The organism is Dactylosporangium sp. CA-152071 (genome assembly GCF_050936335.1).
In the GTDB taxonomy this organism is placed as follows: Bacteria; Actinomycetota; Actinomycetes; order Mycobacteriales; family Micromonosporaceae; genus Dactylosporangium; species Dactylosporangium maewongense.
This window is the reverse complement of sequence record NZ_JBNJMZ010000001.1, coordinates 5,068,474-5,084,130: the sequence shown is the minus strand read 5'-3', so window position 1 is coordinate 5,084,130 and position 15,657 is coordinate 5,068,474. Positions and strand designations below refer to the sequence as shown.

14 protein-coding genes and 1 pseudogene are annotated in these 15,657 nt (G+C 72.1%); 10 read left to right on the top strand and 5 right to left on the bottom strand.

Annotation, left to right across the window (positions count from 1 at the left end):
- Position 1: 1 nt before the first annotated feature.
- On the top strand, positions 2–817 hold the full coding sequence (locus tag ACQEVZ_RS22725; RefSeq protein WP_344511567.1) for a sugar phosphate isomerase/epimerase family protein: 816 nt from the start codon (positions 2–4) through the stop codon (positions 815–817).
- Positions 818–1,003: 186 nt separating this feature from the next.
- On the opposite strand, the gene ACQEVZ_RS22720 is transcribed toward ACQEVZ_RS22725, so the two are convergent.
- On the bottom strand, positions 1,004–1,204 hold the full coding sequence (locus ACQEVZ_RS22720; RefSeq protein ID WP_344511569.1) for a cold-shock protein: 201 nt from the start codon (positions 1,202–1,204) through the stop codon (positions 1,004–1,006).
- A 203-nt stretch (positions 1,205–1,407) separates the two neighbouring features.
- Entirely contained in the window at positions 1,408–1,995 is a 588-nt protein-coding gene (locus ACQEVZ_RS22715) for a CGNR zinc finger domain-containing protein (protein ID WP_344511571.1), read from the bottom strand.
- Positions 1,996–2,073: 78 nt separating this feature from the next.
- On the opposite strand from ACQEVZ_RS22715, the gene ACQEVZ_RS22710 reads away from it, so the two are divergent.
- The 9 genes from ACQEVZ_RS22710 (at position 2,074) to ACQEVZ_RS22670 (ending at position 11,359) form a co-directional block, all read left to right on the top strand.
- The gene (locus tag ACQEVZ_RS22710; protein WP_354901039.1) at positions 2,074–2,994 is read left to right on the top strand and encodes a proline dehydrogenase family protein; all 921 of its coding nucleotides are present in this window, start codon (positions 2,074–2,076) and stop codon (positions 2,992–2,994) included.
- 91 nt (positions 2,995–3,085) lie between these two features.
- Positions 3,086–5,314 (top strand): hypothetical protein, encoded by a 2,229-nt coding sequence (locus ACQEVZ_RS22705; protein WP_433369641.1) that lies wholly within the window; start codon positions 3,086–3,088, stop codon positions 5,312–5,314.
- 23 nt (positions 5,315–5,337) lie between these two features.
- Positions 5,338–6,684 carry an efflux RND transporter periplasmic adaptor subunit gene (locus tag ACQEVZ_RS22700; protein ID WP_433369638.1) on the top strand — a complete coding sequence of 449 codons (1,347 nt, stop codon included), beginning with the start codon at positions 5,338–5,340 and terminating at the stop codon, positions 6,682–6,684.
- Positions 6,681–7,400, top strand: coding sequence for an ABC transporter ATP-binding protein (locus ACQEVZ_RS22695; protein WP_433369635.1), 720 nt, complete (start codon positions 6,681–6,683; stop codon positions 7,398–7,400). Before ACQEVZ_RS22700 ends, ACQEVZ_RS22695 begins: the two co-directional genes overlap by 4 nt.
- On the top strand, positions 7,397–8,581 hold the full coding sequence (locus ACQEVZ_RS22690; RefSeq protein ID WP_344511581.1) for an ABC transporter permease: 1,185 nt from the start codon (positions 7,397–7,399) through the stop codon (positions 8,579–8,581). Before ACQEVZ_RS22695 ends, ACQEVZ_RS22690 begins: the two co-directional genes overlap by 4 nt.
- 163 nt (positions 8,582–8,744) lie before the next feature.
- On the top strand, positions 8,745–8,960 hold the full coding sequence (locus tag ACQEVZ_RS22685) for a helix-turn-helix domain-containing protein (RefSeq protein ID WP_033363444.1): 216 nt from the start codon (positions 8,745–8,747) through the stop codon (positions 8,958–8,960).
- A gap of 132 nt (positions 8,961–9,092) precedes the next feature.
- Positions 9,093–9,194 (top strand): 30S ribosomal protein bS22, encoded by a 102-nt coding sequence (locus ACQEVZ_RS22680; RefSeq protein ID WP_007465623.1) that lies wholly within the window; start codon positions 9,093–9,095, stop codon positions 9,192–9,194.
- A gap of 39 nt (positions 9,195–9,233) precedes the next feature.
- Positions 9,234–10,289: an NAD-dependent epimerase/dehydratase family protein gene (locus ACQEVZ_RS22675; protein ID WP_433369631.1), complete on the top strand. Its 1,056-nt coding sequence runs from the start codon at positions 9,234–9,236 to the stop codon at positions 10,287–10,289.
- Entirely contained in the window at positions 10,286–11,359 is a 1,074-nt protein-coding gene (locus tag ACQEVZ_RS22670; protein ID WP_433369628.1) for a lysophospholipid acyltransferase family protein, read from the top strand. Before ACQEVZ_RS22675 ends, ACQEVZ_RS22670 begins: the two co-directional genes overlap by 4 nt.
- Positions 11,360–12,051: 692 nt before the next feature.
- On the opposite strand, the gene ACQEVZ_RS22665 is transcribed toward ACQEVZ_RS22670, so the two are convergent.
- The 3 genes and pseudogenes from ACQEVZ_RS22665 to ACQEVZ_RS22655 form a co-directional block, all read right to left on the bottom strand.
- Positions 12,052–12,978, bottom strand: a complete 927-nt coding sequence (locus ACQEVZ_RS22665) for an HAD family hydrolase (protein ID WP_433369625.1) — start codon at positions 12,976–12,978, stop codon at positions 12,052–12,054.
- 333 nt (positions 12,979–13,311) lie between these two features.
- A pseudogene (locus ACQEVZ_RS22660) lies at positions 13,312–14,175 on the bottom strand (DUF5667 domain-containing protein); the annotation flags it as partial.
- 169 nt (positions 14,176–14,344) lie between these two features.
- Entirely contained in the window at positions 14,345–15,286 is a 942-nt protein-coding gene (locus ACQEVZ_RS22655; protein WP_425552405.1) for a sigma-70 family RNA polymerase sigma factor, read from the bottom strand.
- Positions 15,287–15,657 lie beyond the last annotated feature (371 nt).

The window sequence follows — 15,657 nt, the reverse complement described above, 5'->3', positions numbered from 1 at the left end:
AGTGAGTCATCGAGTGCCGGTGCTGCTGTCCACGTCGTCAGTCTTCCCCGAGCCGACCGCGGCCGGGTTCGAGATGGCGGCCGCCGTCGGGTATGACGGCGTCGAGGTGATGGTCTGGTCCGACGCGGTGAGCCAGGACGCAGGCGCGCTCGCTGGCCTGTCGAAGCACTACGGCGTGCCGGTCGGCTCGGTGCACGCGCCGTGCCTGATGGTGACCCAGCGGGTGTGGAGCCCCGACCCGTGGGAGCGGCTGCGGCGGGCCGCGGTGCTCGCCGACACGCTCGGCGCGCCGGTCGTGGTGGTGCACCCGCCGTTCGCCTGGCAGCGCGACTACGCGCGGACCTTCAGCAGCGGCCTGGCCAAGCTCGGCAAGGCGTTCCCGGGCATCCGGTTCGCGGTGGAGAACATGTTCCCGCTGCGGGGCGTCGGGCGGGAGTTCGTCCCGTACGCGCCGGGCTGGGACCCGACGATCACCGGCTTCGACGCGTACACCCTCGACCTCTCGCACTGCGCGGCCTCCCGGACCGACGCGATCGGGCTCGCCGACACGATGGGCGCGGGGCTGGCCCACGTGCACCTCGGCGACGGCACCGGCAAGGGCCGCGACGAGCACCTGGTGCCCGGCCGGGGCACCCAGCCGTGCGCGCAGCTGCTGGGGTCGCTGGAGCGGCGCGGGTTCACCGGGTCGGTCGCGGTCGAGGTCGGCACCCGCAAGGCGAGCAGCCGCGCTGACCGCGAGGCGGACCTGGCGGAGTCCCTGCACTTCGCCCGCCGGCACCTGGCCACCACCCCCACCGTCGAACCGAGCAAGGTGTAACAAGGCCGACCGCCCTCGCCCCGTTCCCCCGGATAAGTCCGGCGCGAGCGCCAGACTTATCCGACTTTTCGTATTTGTCTGGTGGGAGCCGGCAATCGCCGGCTGAGGGGGTTGGGCAGGGGCTTGAGTCGACGGGGCAGGAAAAAGCCCGGCACGCCAATGCGCGCCGGGCCGTGAAGTCGCCGGTCAGAGCTTGCGGACGGATTCGGCCTGAGGGCCTTTCGGACCCTGCTTGATCTCGAACTCGACGCGCTGGTTCTCGTCGAGGCTACGGTAGCCGTCCTCGGCGATGGCGGAGAAGTGGACGAAGACGTCGTTGCCGCCGTCGACACTGATGAAGCCGAAGCCCTTTTCAGCGTTGAACCACTTCACGGTTCCCTGTGCCATGGTGCTGTTTCTCCTTCGTAGGGCGTCGTGATCCGGTGCGGGACCCCGGTGTCGAGCGCCGCGAACTGGTGCCACGACCCAACATCGCCCTACCCGCATGTCCGACTTTACCCGTTAAATCGGATTGGTCGGGCACGCGGTGAAGCGAACCACAACACGCAAGATATGCCGAAGTTGGCGGCGTGTGTGGCCGTTTCGCGCAGTTACGCGGTCACGACCGCCCGATCGGCCTCGCCCACCCCTACCTGCGACGGTGCGAGTGTGGCGCCCGTTTCGGCGGCACGCTTGCGGGCCCGGTGTGCCGCGACGTGCGACCTGGTCGCACACCGCTCCGAGCAGAACCGTCGGCAGCAGTTGGACGACGTGTCCAGGTAGACGTTGCCGCAGCGCTCGTCCGCGCAGACGCCGAACCTGGAGCTGCCGTGCTCGCACAGCCACACCGCCAGGCCCCACGCCGCGCCGGCGAGCAGCTCCGAGCTGACCGAGGACCCGCGACCGGTGACGTGCATGTGCCAGTCGTGGGTGTCGTGACCGGAGATGCGCGGCTGCATGGGATAAACCTCCAGCAGCGCGTTGAGCTCGGCGACCGCCGCGACGTCCCGGCCGGACGAGCCGTGCTCGAACACCTCCCGCAGCCGCTTCCGGGCACGACGGAACGCGATCAGATCGCGCTCCGTCGCCTCGGCGGTCTGCCAACTGTCCTCGCCGAACAGGGCGGCGAGATCCTGCATGCTTTCGAGCGGCGCGTTGACGATGTCGACGGCGGTCCGCGCATACGCGTCGAAGTCCACCCGACCAAGGTAGTCAAGAAATGCCACACTGGCGACCAGGCGTCACCGGAGTCGGGCGGTTCTGTCTACGCTCGGCACATGCTCAGATCGGTCATCCTCGCCGCCGCCCGCTCACATCGGGTCGAGCGGATCGTTGAAACCGCCCCGGTCAGCCGCAGCATCGTGCGCCGGTTCATCGCCGGAGAGCATGTGGAGGACGCGTTACAACGCACCCGCGAGCTCGTCGCCGCCGGACTTGCCGTCACCATCGACCACCTGGGGGAGGACACCACCAATCCCCAGCAGGCCGAGGCGACCCGGGAGGAATACCTGAAGCTGCTCGACGCCCTGCACGCCGCCGAGCTGACCCCCGCCGCCGAGGTGAGCCTGAAGCTGTCCGCCCTCGGCCAGGTCTTCGACGAGAAGGTCGCCTACGAGCACGCCCGCGCGATCTGCGCCAAGGCGAGCGAGGCCGGAACCACCGTCACCCTCGACGCCGAGGACCACACCACCACCGACTCGACCCTGGAGGTCCTCGGCCGGCTGCGCGCCGAGTTCCCCACCACCGGGGCCGTCGTCCAGTCGTACCTGCGCCGCACCGAGGCCGACTGCCGCGAGCTCGCCGTCACCGGCTCTCGGGTCCGGCTCTGCAAGGGCGCCTACAAGGAGCCCGAGTCGGTCGCCTACCAGTCCCGGCTGGAGGTCGACAAGTCGTACGTGCGCTGCCTCAACGTCCTGATGTCCGGCACCGGCTACCCGATGATCGCCACGCACGACCCGCGACTGGTCGCCATCGGCGAGGACCGGGCCAAGTGGTTCGACCGCAACCCCGACGAGTTCGAGATCCAGATGTTGTACGGCGTGCGCCCCGACGAGCAGCTGCGCCTCGCCCAACTCGGGTACACCGTGCGGGTCTACCTTCCGTACGGCACGCAGTGGTATGCGTACATGATGCGGCGCCTCGCCGAACGCCCCGCCAACCTCGGCTTCCTCGCCCGGGCGGTCAGCTCGCGCGGCTAGTCCGACATCTCGGGAGGTTACGGGCTTACTCAGCATCTCGTCCGTACGGGCGACGCGGCACCTTGACCGGGTCGCGTACGTTCCGGCAGTGATGCAGGGGGATGAAGCCGACGCGCCGCACCGCACGGGACCGGGGACCACACCGGAGCCCGCGCCGTCCGACGCGCCGGCCCGCCCGCCGCTGCCCCGCCCGCGACCGGCCGCCGAGTGGGCGCCCGAGCCGGCGGCGGCCGAGCTGATCGGCGAGCCCGTCGCGGCCCCGATGTGGGTGGCGCCGGACTCGCCGTCGCCGCAGCCGCTGACCGAGGAGCGGCCGCGGACGTCGGCGCAGCCGGTGGCGCCGTGGCCGCCGGCCGGACCGTTCCCGCCGCGGATGGGCAACACCGGCCAGCACCCGATCGTCCAGCCGCGCCCGGCCACCGGCCTGCCGCCGGCGCAGCGCCGGCCGATGCCCGGCGAGCCCCTGCCACCCGCGGCCCAGCACCCGACCGGCAAGTTCCCGGTGGTGCCGCCCCAGGCCGGCCGGCACCCGACCGCCCGGCACCCGCTCGTGCCCCACCAGGCGGGACCGTCGCCGGCCGGATCACACCCGAGCGGCCAGTTCCCCGTCGTGCCGCCGCCGGCAGTCCAGCGCCCGAGCGGCCAGTTCCCCGTCGTGCCACAGCCCGGAGTCCAGCGCCCCACCGGCCAGTTCCCGGTCGTGCCACAGCCGGCGGTCCAGCGCCCGAGCGGGCAGTTCCCGGTCGTGCCGCGGTCGGGCCAACCGACGGGGCAGTTCCCCGTCGTGCCGCCGCCGGGCCAGGCGCCGACGGAGCAGTTCCCGGTCGTGCCGCGGCAGGCGGGACCGTCGCCGGCCGGGGCGCACCCGAGCGGCCAGTTCCCGTTCGTACCGCAGCAGCACCGGCCGCAGGAGCACGGGCCGCACCTCGGTGTGCCGTCGCAGGCCGGTCCGCAGATGTTCCCGCCGCACGCCGGCGGCTACCCCCAGGCGTACACCGGACACCCATACCAACCGGAGCCACCGCGGCGCGGGAAGCTCACCGGGCTGCGGATGGCGCTGCTCGTCGCGCTCGCGCTGGTGCTCGTCACGCCGCCCGCGGCGATCGCGTTCGAGACGGTGCGCCGGGAGCGGACCGCCGGCAGTGCGCAGAGCGTCGACCCGGCCGGGAAGAGCCCCGGCCAGGCGAACGGCCGGCCCGGCGCCAGCGGCACCCCGAAGACGCCGCCACCCGCGTCCGTCGACGGCAAGATCAAGCAGGCGCTCACCGACCAGGGCAACGCGCTGCTCAACGGCGACTCCGCCGGGTTCGTCGCGGCCGTCGACCCGTCCGCGGCGGCGCTGCGCGACGAGCTCACCAAACGCTTCAACTCGCTGCGCCAGCTGCAGGTGAAGCTGTGGGAGCCGAGCGTCCTGGACAAGGTCGAGGTCGCCGGCGACAGCACGGCCGACGTGATCGTCTACGTCCGGTACTGCTACGTCGTCACCACCTGCGACCCGATGAACCTCGAGACGAAGACGAAGTGGAGCGTCACCGCCGCCGGCGTGAAGCTGCTCGAGTTCGGCACCGCCGAGGACCTCGGCCCGCGGCCGTTCGAGCGCAGCGAGCTCAAGGTCGCCGTCGGCAAGCGGGTCATCATGGCGACCACCCCGAAGTACGCCTCGCGCCTCACCACCATGCTCAACGCCGCCGAGAAGGCCGCCGAGCTGTCCGACCGCTATTCGAAGTGGACCTCGCCGCCGTCGCGGTACGTCGTCTACCTGGCCGGGCCGGAGGAGTGGTCCACCTGGTACGGCATCCGGCAGGAGAGCTGGGTCGCCGGCTTCGCGCTGCCGCTGACCGCCGAGGCCACCGAGATCGTGCTCAACGCCAACCGGGTCGACGTGAAGGAGACCCTGGACGTGCTGCGGCACGAGTTCACGCACGTGGTGACCCTGTCGAAGGTGTCGCGCGCCTACGACCAGACGTGGTGGCTCGTCGAGGGCATCGCCGAGTACGTGCGGGTGCAGGGCCTCGGCGGCCGGTTCGACGACGTCTCGTCGGTGCGCAAGTACGTGCAGAGCGGCCGCTGGCAGAACGAGATCGCGATGGACGACCCGCCGGAGGGCACCACGTCCGCCGACGTCAGCGGCCGGTACGGCGTCGCGTACATGGCGGTCAACCGCATGGTGGAGCGCTTCGGCGAGGCGAAGATGCTGGAGTTCTTCGACCTGGCCGCCAGGCAGGGCGTCGCGCTGCAGGACGCCGCCCCGAAGGCCTACGGCGTGTCGTGGGACGACGTCGCCACCGACTGCGTCAAGTACGTCCGCAATCACGCCTGAAAGCCCGTGGCAGACTTACGGGCGTGAATCGCGTCCCCCCGCGTGTTCAGCTGCTCGTCGCCGTCCTGACCGTCTTCTCGCTCACCGGCGCGTCCTGCTCCGACGAGGACGACGGCATCGGGCTCGGCACCGCCGGCCGCGGTGACGTCGTCGAGGTCGTCGACGCACCCGCCACCGTCACCGCGCGGGCCGCGGCGACGCTGACCGCGGCCGCCGACGGCACCCTCGCCTCCCTGGCCGTGCGGCCCGGCGACACCGTGACGGCGGGGCAGGTGCTGGCCGTCGTGGACTCCCCGTCGGCACAGCAGCGGCTGCGCGGCGCCGAGGAGGCCCTCGAAGCGCTCAAGGGCGCCGGCGGCGGGGGCGGCGTCAAGAACCTGTCGGCGACGCAGAAGAAGACCGACGACGCGGCCGCGAAGGCGTTCGGCGAGGCACGCAAGGCCGCTCAGGCCATCGCCGATGCCACGGTACGGGCCGGCCTCCTCGCCCAGATCGACTTCGCCGAGAGGTCGTACCAGGAGGCGGCCGCCTCGGCCCGCGCCGTGATCAGCGCCGTGCAGCGCGGCCTGGCGAGCGTGACGAAGGCGATGGCCGCCCTGACGACGGCGCAGCGCAGCCAGGCGCAGGCCGCGTACGACCTGGCGAAGTCGACCGTCGACGCGCTGACGCTGCGGGCGCCCGTCGGCGGCGTCGTCCAGCTCGGCGGCACGTCGGCCGCCGCCGCGCCGTCCATCACCGACCTGCTCGGCGCGGCGCTTCCGGCGGGTGCCGCTCCGGCCGCCGCCGGCACCGCGGGCGCCGCCGGCCCCGGGGTCGACCCGGCCGTCCCGGTCGGCGGGCAGGTGGCCGCCGGCACCGCGATCCTCACCGTCGTCGACGTGTCGCAGCTCGGGCTGATGGCGGAGATCGACGAGACCGACGTCCTGCTCGTCGAGCCGGGCGTCACGGCCCGCGTGGAGCTCGACGCGGCACCCGGCGCCACCTACGAGGCGACGGTCACGTCCGCGGACGTGCTGCCGTCCGCGTCGGCGCGCGGGGGTGTCTCGTACCGGTCGCGGCTCACGCTGAGCGGGGGCACCTTCGCCGACGGGCGGGCCGCCCCGGCGCCGCGCCCCGGCATGAACGCGGTCGCGCACCTGCAGGTCCGGCAGATCCGCGACGCGGTGACGGTGCCGGCGGCCGCGGTGTTCAACGTCGGCGGCAAGGACGTCGTCTGGCTCGTCCGAGACGGCAAGGCGGTCCAGGCGCCCGTCGCCGTCGGCGTCGCCGGCCAGGACCGGGTGCAGGTGCTCAGCGGCGTCGCCGACGGCGACCGGGTCGTGATCCGCGGCACCGACAAGGTCAAGCAGGGCATGGACCTGACCCGATGAGCCCCGCTTTCGTCGTGCAGGACGTGACGCGGGAGTACGCGCTGGACGGCGTCACCGTGCCGGCGCTGCGCGGGGTCAGTTTCACCGTCGACGCGGGCGACTACGTCGCGATCATCGGCCCGTCCGGGTCCGGCAAGTCGACGCTCATGCACCTGCTCGGCGGCCTGGACCGGCCGACGGCGGGGTCGCTGCGGATCGGCGGGCGCGACGTCGCCGGCCTCGACCCGCAGGCCCTGGCCAGGCTGCGCAACGAGACCATCGGCTTCGTCTTCCAGTCCTTCCACCTCCTGGCCCGCACCAGCGCCGTCGAGAACGTGGCGCTGCCGCTGGTGTACCGGGGGATGCGCGCCTCCGAGCGGCGCCGCCGCGCCGTGGCGATGCTGGAGCGGGTCGGGCTCGGTCACCGGCTCGACCACCGGCCCAACCAACTGTCCGGCGGCGAGCAGCAGCGGGTGGCGATCGCCCGGGCGCTGGTCACCGACCCGCAGGTGCTGCTCGCCGACGAGCCGACCGGCAACCTCGACACCCGCAACGGCCAGGCGGTGCTCGCCCTGCTGGAGACGCTCAACGCCGAGCAGGGCGTCGCGTTGGTGATCGTCACCCACGACAACGAGGTCGCCGACCGCGCCCACCGCAAGATCGTCATGCGGGACGGCGTGATCGTGTCCACCGACGTACCGCCCGCTGCCCCCACCGCTGATGAGGGCGTCTCGTGAGGTTCGCGGAGGCGTGGCGGGTCGCCATCGACGCGCTGCGGGCCAACCGGCTGCGCTCGACGCTGACCATGCTCGGCGTCATCATCGGCGTCGCGGCGGTGGTCGTGCTGGTGGCCATCGGCACCGGCACGAAGCAGCAGATCGAACGGCAGGTCGAAGGGCTCGGCTCGAACCTCCTCATCGTCCTGCCCGGCCAGGTGAGCCTCGGCTCCGCGCCGTCCGTGTCGCGGATGGACCTGTCCGACGTCGACGCCGTGTCGAAGATCGTGGGGGACCGCAACCGGGTCGCCGTCACCGTCGCCTCCGGCGAGACCGTCGCGGCCGGCAACGTCGACACGTTCGCCACCATCAACGGCGTCATCGAGACCACGCCGCAGGTGTTCGTGCGGAGCCTGGCCCGCGGCACGTACCTGAGCCGCAGCGACGTCGACACCCAGCGCCGCGTCGCCGTCCTCGGGTGGACCGTCGCGCGAGCGTTGTTCGGCGACCGCGACGCCGTCGGCCAGCAGGTCACCATCGCCGGCGTGCGCTTCCGGGTGATCGGCGTCTTCGCGAAGCTCGGGCAGAGCCTCGGCGTCGACCGCGACAACGAGGTCCACGTGCCGATCACCACCGCGCACCGCCTGCTGGGCACCAACCGGGTCGACGGCATCGCGATCAAGGCTCCGAACCGGGACGAGATCGACGACCTGAGCGCCCGCATCATCGCCGAGCTGGCCCGCCGGCACCCCGGCACCGAGTTCAGCGCCGTCACGCAGGAGCAGATCCTCGGCGTCCTCGGCGACATCCTCGGGGTGCTCACCGGCGTCCTCGCCGCGATCGCCGGGATCTCCTTGCTCGTCGGCGGGGTCGGCGTCTCCAACATCATGCTCGTCTCCGTCCGGGAGCGCACGAAGGAGATCGGGCTGCGCAAGGCCGTCGGCGCCCGGCCCCGCGACATCGGCGTGCAGTTCCTGCTCGAGGCGGTGCTGCTCACGACGCTCGGCGGGTTCATCGGGATGGGTCTGGGCATCGGCGCCGCCCTGGTCGTCGCCGCGCTGTCGCCCGTGCCGGCCGCGATCACGTGGTGGTCGCTCGCGCTGGCGTTCGGGGTCTCCGCGGCCGTCGGCATCGTCTTCGGCGTCGTGCCGGCTCAGCGCGCCGGCCGCCTCGACCCCGTGGTCGCGCTGCGCACCGAGTGACCCGCACGGCGAGTCGTGGTGCGTCGCGCGGTGTGTCCGCGCCCGACTTGACCTTGGCAGCAAAGAATCCGACGAAGCGAGGGCGCAAGTCACAGCAGTACCGTTACCGTACTGATAACACGCTGATTCATCAGCTTGGCGAGCACGCTGGTCGGAGGTCGCGATGTCTAGCACGCCACACACCACCGAAGGCCGGTTGGGCGAGGTCAGGTTTCTCACGGTCGCCGAGGTCGCAACCCTGATGCGAGTGTCCAAGATGACCGTCTACCGCCTGGTTCACGCCGGGGACCTCACCGCCGTGCGGGTCGGCCGGTCGTTCCGGGTGCCTGAGCACGCGGTCGACGCGTATCTGCGCGAAGCGTTCCGCGAAACGGCGTAAGTCGCACGTTTCGCCGCTGATGGTGGGCCCGCTTTTCCGATCACGCGGGGGTGCGGCTACGCTGGAGCCGCTAACCATGTCTTCGGCGTGCCAGCGATGGCACGCGTTCCGCTGTTTCGAGGAGATACCCGTATGGGCTCGGTGGTCAAGAAGCGCCGCAAGCGTATGGCCAAGAAGAAGCACCGCAAGCTGCTGCGCAAGACCCGCGTCCAGCGTCGTCGTCTCGGCAAGTAGCAACGCGTCGGCGGTCCGCCCCGGCTCGGAGGTGACGCTGTGACGACGCCACGGGTAGTCCTGGTGACCGGGGTGGGCCGATATCTCGGTGCGCACCTGGCCGCCAGGCTCGCCAAGGACCCGCGCATCGAGCGGGTCGTCGGCATCGACTCCACGGCACCGGCGGGCGAGCTCGCCACCGTCCTCAAGGACGTCGACGTGCACCAGGTCGACCTGCGCACCCCTGGGGTGCTGCGGGTGATCGTCGACGCCCGGGTCGAAGCGGTGGCGCACCTCGCGGTGACCACCGCCGCAGACCAGCACGGCGGCCGCGCCGCGATGAAAGAGCTCAACGTCATCGGCACGATGCAGCTGCTCGCCGCCTGCCAGCAGGCGTCCCGGCTGCGCAAGCTGGTGGTCCGCTCCTCCACCGCGGCCTACGGCGCGTCCTTCCGCGACCCGGCGATCTTCACCGAGGACACCGAGCCGCGGGAGATCCCGCGCGGCGGCTTCGCCAAGGACGTCCTCGACATCGAGGGCTATGTCCGCGGCTTCCGCCGCCGGCGCTCCGACGTCGGTGCCACCGTGCTGCGCTTCGCGCCGTTCATCGGCTCGACCGTCGACACCAGCCTCACCAGGTACTTCGCCGCGCCCGTCGTGCCGACCGTGTTCGGCCGCGACCCGCGCCTGCAGTTCCTGCACGTCGACGACGCGTTCGAGGTCCTGCACCGCTCCGTGGCCGAGTCGCACCCCGGCACGTTCAACGTCGCCGGCGGCGGCACCCTGACGCTGTCGCAGGCGATCCGGCGCGCCGGACGCATCACCATGCCGGTCCTCGAGCCCGGCCTTGGCATCGCCGCCGGTCTCGGCCGCGGCATCGTGTCGCTGGACCAGCTCGACCTGTTCGTCCACGGCCGGGTCGTCGACACCAGCAGGCTCGTCCGCGAGTTCGGGTTCACGCCCAGGACCACGGCGGAGGCCTTCGAAGAGTTCGTCCGCAGCCGCCGCTCCGGCGAGGCGCTGCCGGCGGACCGTATCCGCGCCGTCGAACAGACCCTGCTCGAAGGCTTCCGACGGACCCGTGCGGCGCGCGCCGCGTTGGAGGCGGGCTCATGACCGACCCTGGTTCCCCTGACCCAGGGCTGCCCGACCCCGACGCCACGCCGCCGGACCCCGCGCTGCCCGGTGCCTCGGCGCGCGACGCCGCGCTGCCCGGTGCCGCGGATCCGGACGCTGCGGCGGCCGACGCCGCGCTGCCTGACACTGCCGCGACGGACCGTGCGGTGCCCGGCTCCAGGGCGCCCGGTGCCGCGAGGTCCGACGCCGCGGCGTCCGAGCCCGCGCTGCCCGACCAGTGGGACGACCGGGTCGCCGGCGCGCTCGCGTTCGTCCGCGAACGCCTCACCGGCGACTACGAGGTCGACGGCTTCGGGTTCGACCGGCACCTGACCGACGGCGTGTTCCTGCCGCTGCTGCGCCCCCTGTACAACCAGTGGTTCCGCACCGAGGTCTTCGGCGTCGAGCACCTGCCCAAGGAAGGCCCGGCCCTCGTCGTCGCCAACCACTCCGGCACCGTCGCCCTCGACGCCCTCATGCTCTCCGTCGCCGTCCACGACGAGACCTCCGCCCGGCGCCACCTCCGGCTTCTCGGCGCCGACCTGGTCTTCCGCCTCCCGGTCCTGTCCGAGATGGCCCGCAAGTCCGGCGCCACCCTCGCGTGCAACCCCGACGCCGAACGCCTCCTCGGCGAGGGCGAGCTCGTCGGCGTCTTCCCCGAGGGCTTCAAGGGCATCGGCAAGCCCTTCGCCGAGCGGTACAAGCTGCAACGCTTCGGCAGGGGCGGCTTCGTCTCCGCGGCGGTGCGCACCGGCACGCCGATCGTCCCGGTCTCCATCGTCGGCGCGGAGGAGATCTACCCGCTGATCGGCAACCTGCGCCCCCTCGCCCGCCTGCTGGGCGCCCCGTACTTCCCGGTCACCCCGACCTTCCCGTGGCTGGGCCCGCTGGGCCTGGTGCCGCTGCCGAGCAAGTGGCTCATCGAGTTCGGCGAGCCCATTCCCACCGCCGACTTCGTCGACTCCGCCGACGACCCGATGGTCGTGTTCAACCTCGCCGACCAGGTCCGTGAGACGATCCAGCAGACCCTCTACAAGCTCCTCGACCGCCGCCCCGACGCCTTCGCATAACGCTGTCACCCGCCTGTGGCCTTCGGCCATGGGCTCGCCGCCCCACCGCTGGCGCGGCGGGTCCCGCCGGGGATTCTCACCCGGACCCCAATGCGCTGTTACCCGCCGGTGGCCTTCGGCCATGGGCTCGCCGCCCCACCGCTGGCGCGGCGGGTCCCGCCGGGGATTCTCACCCGGACCCCAATGCGCTGTTACCCGGCGGTGGCCTTCGGCCATGGGCTCGCCGCCCCACCGCTGGCGCGGCGGGTCCCGCCGGGGATTCTCACCCGGACCCCAATGCGCCGCGAGCGGCGCACGGCCGCGCGTGCCGCTGGCCGGATACCGCTCACGCGTGCCCGACGTGGCCGACCACCGCGACTCTCCCGCCTCTTCCGGCGACCCCGACCGGCCCCGCCGCAATCCCGGGCGCATCCGTTCCCATGATCGGAAGACGTCGTGTCCCCCTGGCTGCACAAGGTCTACCGGAGATCATGGGGGAGGACAGCTGGCCCAGGGCGGTGGGCGGCCACCGGGATGCGGCGTGCCTGCGCAGTCCTGCCGCGGGGCAGCGCTGGCAGTGCGTCGCGCAGCGGCGCATTGGGGGTCCGGGGTGAGAATCCCCCGGCGGGCCCCGCCGCGGCAGCGGTGGGGAGGTGAGCACATGGCCGAAGGCCACAGGCGGGTGACAGCGGGTGACAGCGGGTGACAGCGCTTCAGCGAAGCTGAACGCGGGTAACAGCGCGGCGGCGGCGTAGGGCGGCGGCGGTGGCGACGCCGCCGAGGATGGCGCCGGTGGCGAGGGCGGCGGGGATGGCGATCTTCGCGGCCTTGCGGCCGGTGCGGAAGTCGCGGACCTCCCAGCCTCGCTTGCGGGCCTCGCGGCGCAGGGCGGGGTCGGGGTTGACGGCGACGGCGTGGCCGACGGTGGAGAGCATCGGGGTGTCGTTGACCGAGTCGCTGTAGGCGGAGCACAGCGACAGGTCCAGGCCCTCGACCGAGGCGAGCGCGGTGATCGCGGCGGCCTTCTCGGGGCCGTGCATGAGGTCGCCGACGAGGCGGCCGGTGTAGACGTCGTCCTGGATCTCGGCGACGGTGCCGATGGCGCCGGTGAGCCCGAGGCGCTGGGCGATGATACGGCCGAGCTCGACGGGGGCGGCGGTGACGAGCCAGACCCGCTGGCCGGCGTCGAGGTGGAGCTGGGCGAGGGCACGGGTGCCGGACCAGATGCGGTCGGCCATCAGCTCGTCGAAGATCTCCTCGCAGAGGCGCGACATGTCGTCGACCTTCCAGCCGGCGATGAACGCGAGCGCCGCGGACTTGGCGCCGGCGACGGTGCCGGCGTGCTCGGAGGCGAGGAGGCGGAAGCGGGCCTGCTGGTACGCGAAGCGGACCAGGTCGCCGCTGGTGAAGTAGCGGCGCTTCGCGAGGCCGCGGGCGAAGTAGTAGATCGACGCGCCCTGCATCATGGTGTTGTCGACGTCGAAGAACGCGGCGGCGGACAGGTCGGCGGGGACGGCGAGCGCGGCCTCGACCTCCGCGACGGCCCAGCCGGCTGACGGCGAAGTGGATCTGGGCGGCGCGATTCGGCCCTGCCGGCGGCGGCGCAGGGCGAGCGCGGCGGTCGAAGGTCGGATCGGCATGCGGAGAAACCCCCTGTCGTGTTCGACCAACCGTACCGGCATGGACAACGACAAGGGCCCGGTGTCAGACACCGGGCCCTTCTCAACGCTGCTGGCGGACCATCAGTGGAACAGCCAGTCGAGCAGGCCCTGGTTCTTCGTGGGGGAAGGTGAGGGACCCTGGGAGGGCACCGCCGGCGCGGACTCGGTCGCCGTGCCGCTGGAAGCCGATCCGCTCGGGACGGGACGCTGGCCGGCGGGGGTGCCGGTCTGGCCCGGGTTGTTCTGCTGCTGGGTGTTGCCGGGCTGCTGGTTGGTCCCGGAGGTCTTCTGCCCGGCCGGCTTGCACGCGGTGCTGTTGGGCACCGGTCCGAGCTGGTCGGCGGCGGAGACCGCGGCGGTGCCGCACTTGATCAGCGGGCGGATCGCCTTGGAGCGCCGGTCGATCTCGTCGAGCAGGGTGACGGAGTTGCCGGCCCGTGCCCTGGCGTCGCCGTCGACGCCGTTGCGGAGCTTCTCGGCACCCGCGTGCTGCGTGGACACGAACGCGTCGATGGCGTCGAGCGCGGCGGCGTCCTTGCGGCTCACGGCGGTCGTGGTCAGCAGGCGCACACCTTCGAGCGTCTCGCTGTCCATGTCGTCGAGGACCGCGGTCAGACCCGTCGGGTCCTTCACCGCCTGTGCCTCGTCGAGCCGGGTCCGGGCGAACTCGAGGTACAGCTGGCCGCGGCTGATGTCCGAGCCGGCGAGTGCCAGCTGGGCCTTCTCCGTGGACCGCTTCACCGTGTAGAGGGCGTCGCCGGGGATGGCGTCGCCGCTCGCCGCGGACATGCCCGACAGCGCGAGAGTGCCGGCGGCGAGGCCGACGACGATCGCGCCGCGGGTCCGGGTCCGCCGGCTGACCGCCGGCCTGCTGCCCGCCGGGCGCCGCAGCGAGCGCACGCCCCTGCGGGCCGCCTCGGGCTCCGGGTCCTTGGCGGTGATGCCGATGCCTTCTCGTTCTGCTGTGGCCAGGAGCATGGCCCGCAGCCCGTCCTTGAACTCCTGCTGCGTCTCCACTTTGACCGGCATCTCGGCCAGCCGTTGGCTGACCGAGACCAGTTCGGTCAGGGAGTCGTCGAGCGTGGACCTCATGCGGTGCCTGCGGGCTCCTGCAGCCTCGTCCACGAGCTGCGCGAAACGCTCAACCCGGCGACGGTGGAAGACGGAGCCGATCACCTGAGGCACCCCCCTTCACTGATCGCGTCACTCAGGCGCGGCAGGGCAGCGGGATGGTGTGCCACCGCGTCCGCCGTGCGCCAAGCCGACGGTCGCACCCGGACCAACGGTGCAGAGCGGAAGCTGGTTACGGCGCCGGAGGAGGCACTGTAACGGAAGGTGACAACGGTCACGGCTGGAATCCGTCGGGGAGCAGCCGCGCGAGGGCACGCACGGCGCGGTACTGCAGCGCCTTGATCGCTCCCTCGTTCTTGCTCATGGCCTGTGCGGTCTCCGCGACGGAGAACCCGTGCAGGAAGCGCAGCACGATGCACTCCTGCTGTTCCGGGTTGAGCTGCTTGACCGCCTTGAGCAGGTCGACGTTGGTGATGTGGTCGATGACCGCGGCCTCGGGGCTGCCCTCGGGCCCCCGGTCGGGCCGGTCGGCGTCCAGGACGTCACCCGTGGTGACCTCCAGCCGGTACCGCCCGGACTTGAAGTGGTCCGCGACGAGGTTCCGCGCGATCGTGACGAGCCATGCGCCGAGGTCGCGACCCTGCCAGGTGAAGCTGCCGATGCGCTTCAGCGCGCGCAGGAACGTGTCGGCGGTGAGGTCCTCGGCGAGCTGCCGGTTGCCGACGCGGAAGTACACGAACCGGAAGACGGTGTCGAAATACCGGTCGTACAGCAGGCCGAACGCCGCGCCGTCGCCGGCCTGGGCGCGCTCGATCAGCGCCCACACCTCCGAGGCGGGGTCGCCGCGGTCCGGCCGCGCCGGCTTCGGGGCGGGCTCCTGCGCGGGGCCACCCGGCTCGGGCGCGGTGTCGACGAGCGTCCCGGCGACCACGGACTTCGTGATCGGGACCGTGTCCTCCTCGATGAGACCGGCACCCGGCGACGGCTTGGCGCCCGGGTTCGGTCTGACGTTTGTGCCGGTGCCTTGACCGGAACCCTGCCGGGTGGGTGCCTCGTTGGTGTGGGGGCGTCCCCGTGTACGCGGAACGCTGCCGCCTTCACCGCGGATCACCGTGCTGAACATGTCGCGCACTGAGTCGCGGACGGACTCGCGCAGGATCGACAGCCCATCGGCGAGTGCGTGCTCGGCGTCGAACACGTGCTGAATCGCGGTCATGCTGCGCAATCCAGACGACACGGCTTATTCGGCGCGATCACGGGCACTTCGGCCTCCTCGGGGTGAGGGGTGTCAACTCGCAACAAATGGGGTGAGCTGACTTGGGTGATGATAGGTCCGGCGTCACCCGCATGTGGGCAGTCTTTGGCGTGAGGGCACAATTCTTCCCACGGATCGGGGACGCCTCGGCGCACATGCTGTCCGTCACGCGACGGCAACTCGCCGTGCAACACGCCGCATACTTGGGCAAACGGGACGTAGACACGCCGCACTTACTCGGGTGCGACACACCCAACCCACACGATCGAGTGGACCTTTACTCAGTCGGCGTGTCGGGCGCCTAAGCACCCTGGCACAGCACCGGGTGCCCC

Excerpts from the sequence above, each read along its gene's own strand:
- ACQEVZ_RS22720 (WP_344511569.1), bottom strand. The coding sequence starts at position 1,204 with ATGGCACAGGGAACCGTGAAGTGGTTCAACGCTGAAAAGGGCTTCGGC.
- ACQEVZ_RS22710 (WP_354901039.1), top strand. The coding sequence starts at position 2,074 with ATGCTCAGATCGGTCATCCTCGCCGCCGCCCGCTCACATCGGGTCGAG.
- ACQEVZ_RS22705 (WP_433369641.1), top strand. The coding sequence starts at position 3,086 with ATGCAGGGGGATGAAGCCGACGCGCCGCACCGCACGGGACCGGGGACC.
- ACQEVZ_RS22695 (WP_433369635.1), top strand. The coding sequence starts at position 6,681 with ATGAGCCCCGCTTTCGTCGTGCAGGACGTGACGCGGGAGTACGCGCTG.
- ACQEVZ_RS22685 (WP_033363444.1), top strand. The coding sequence starts at position 8,745 with ATGTCTAGCACGCCACACACCACCGAAGGCCGGTTGGGCGAGGTCAGG.
- ACQEVZ_RS22680 (WP_007465623.1), top strand. The coding sequence starts at position 9,093 with ATGGGCTCGGTGGTCAAGAAGCGCCGCAAGCGTATGGCCAAGAAGAAG.
- ACQEVZ_RS22670 (WP_433369628.1), top strand. The coding sequence starts at position 10,286 with ATGACCGACCCTGGTTCCCCTGACCCAGGGCTGCCCGACCCCGACGCC.
- ACQEVZ_RS22665 (WP_433369625.1), bottom strand. The coding sequence starts at position 12,978 with ATGCCGATCCGACCTTCGACCGCCGCGCTCGCCCTGCGCCGCCGCCGG.
- ACQEVZ_RS22655 (WP_425552405.1), bottom strand. The coding sequence starts at position 15,286 with ATGACCGCGATTCAGCACGTGTTCGACGCCGAGCACGCACTCGCCGAT.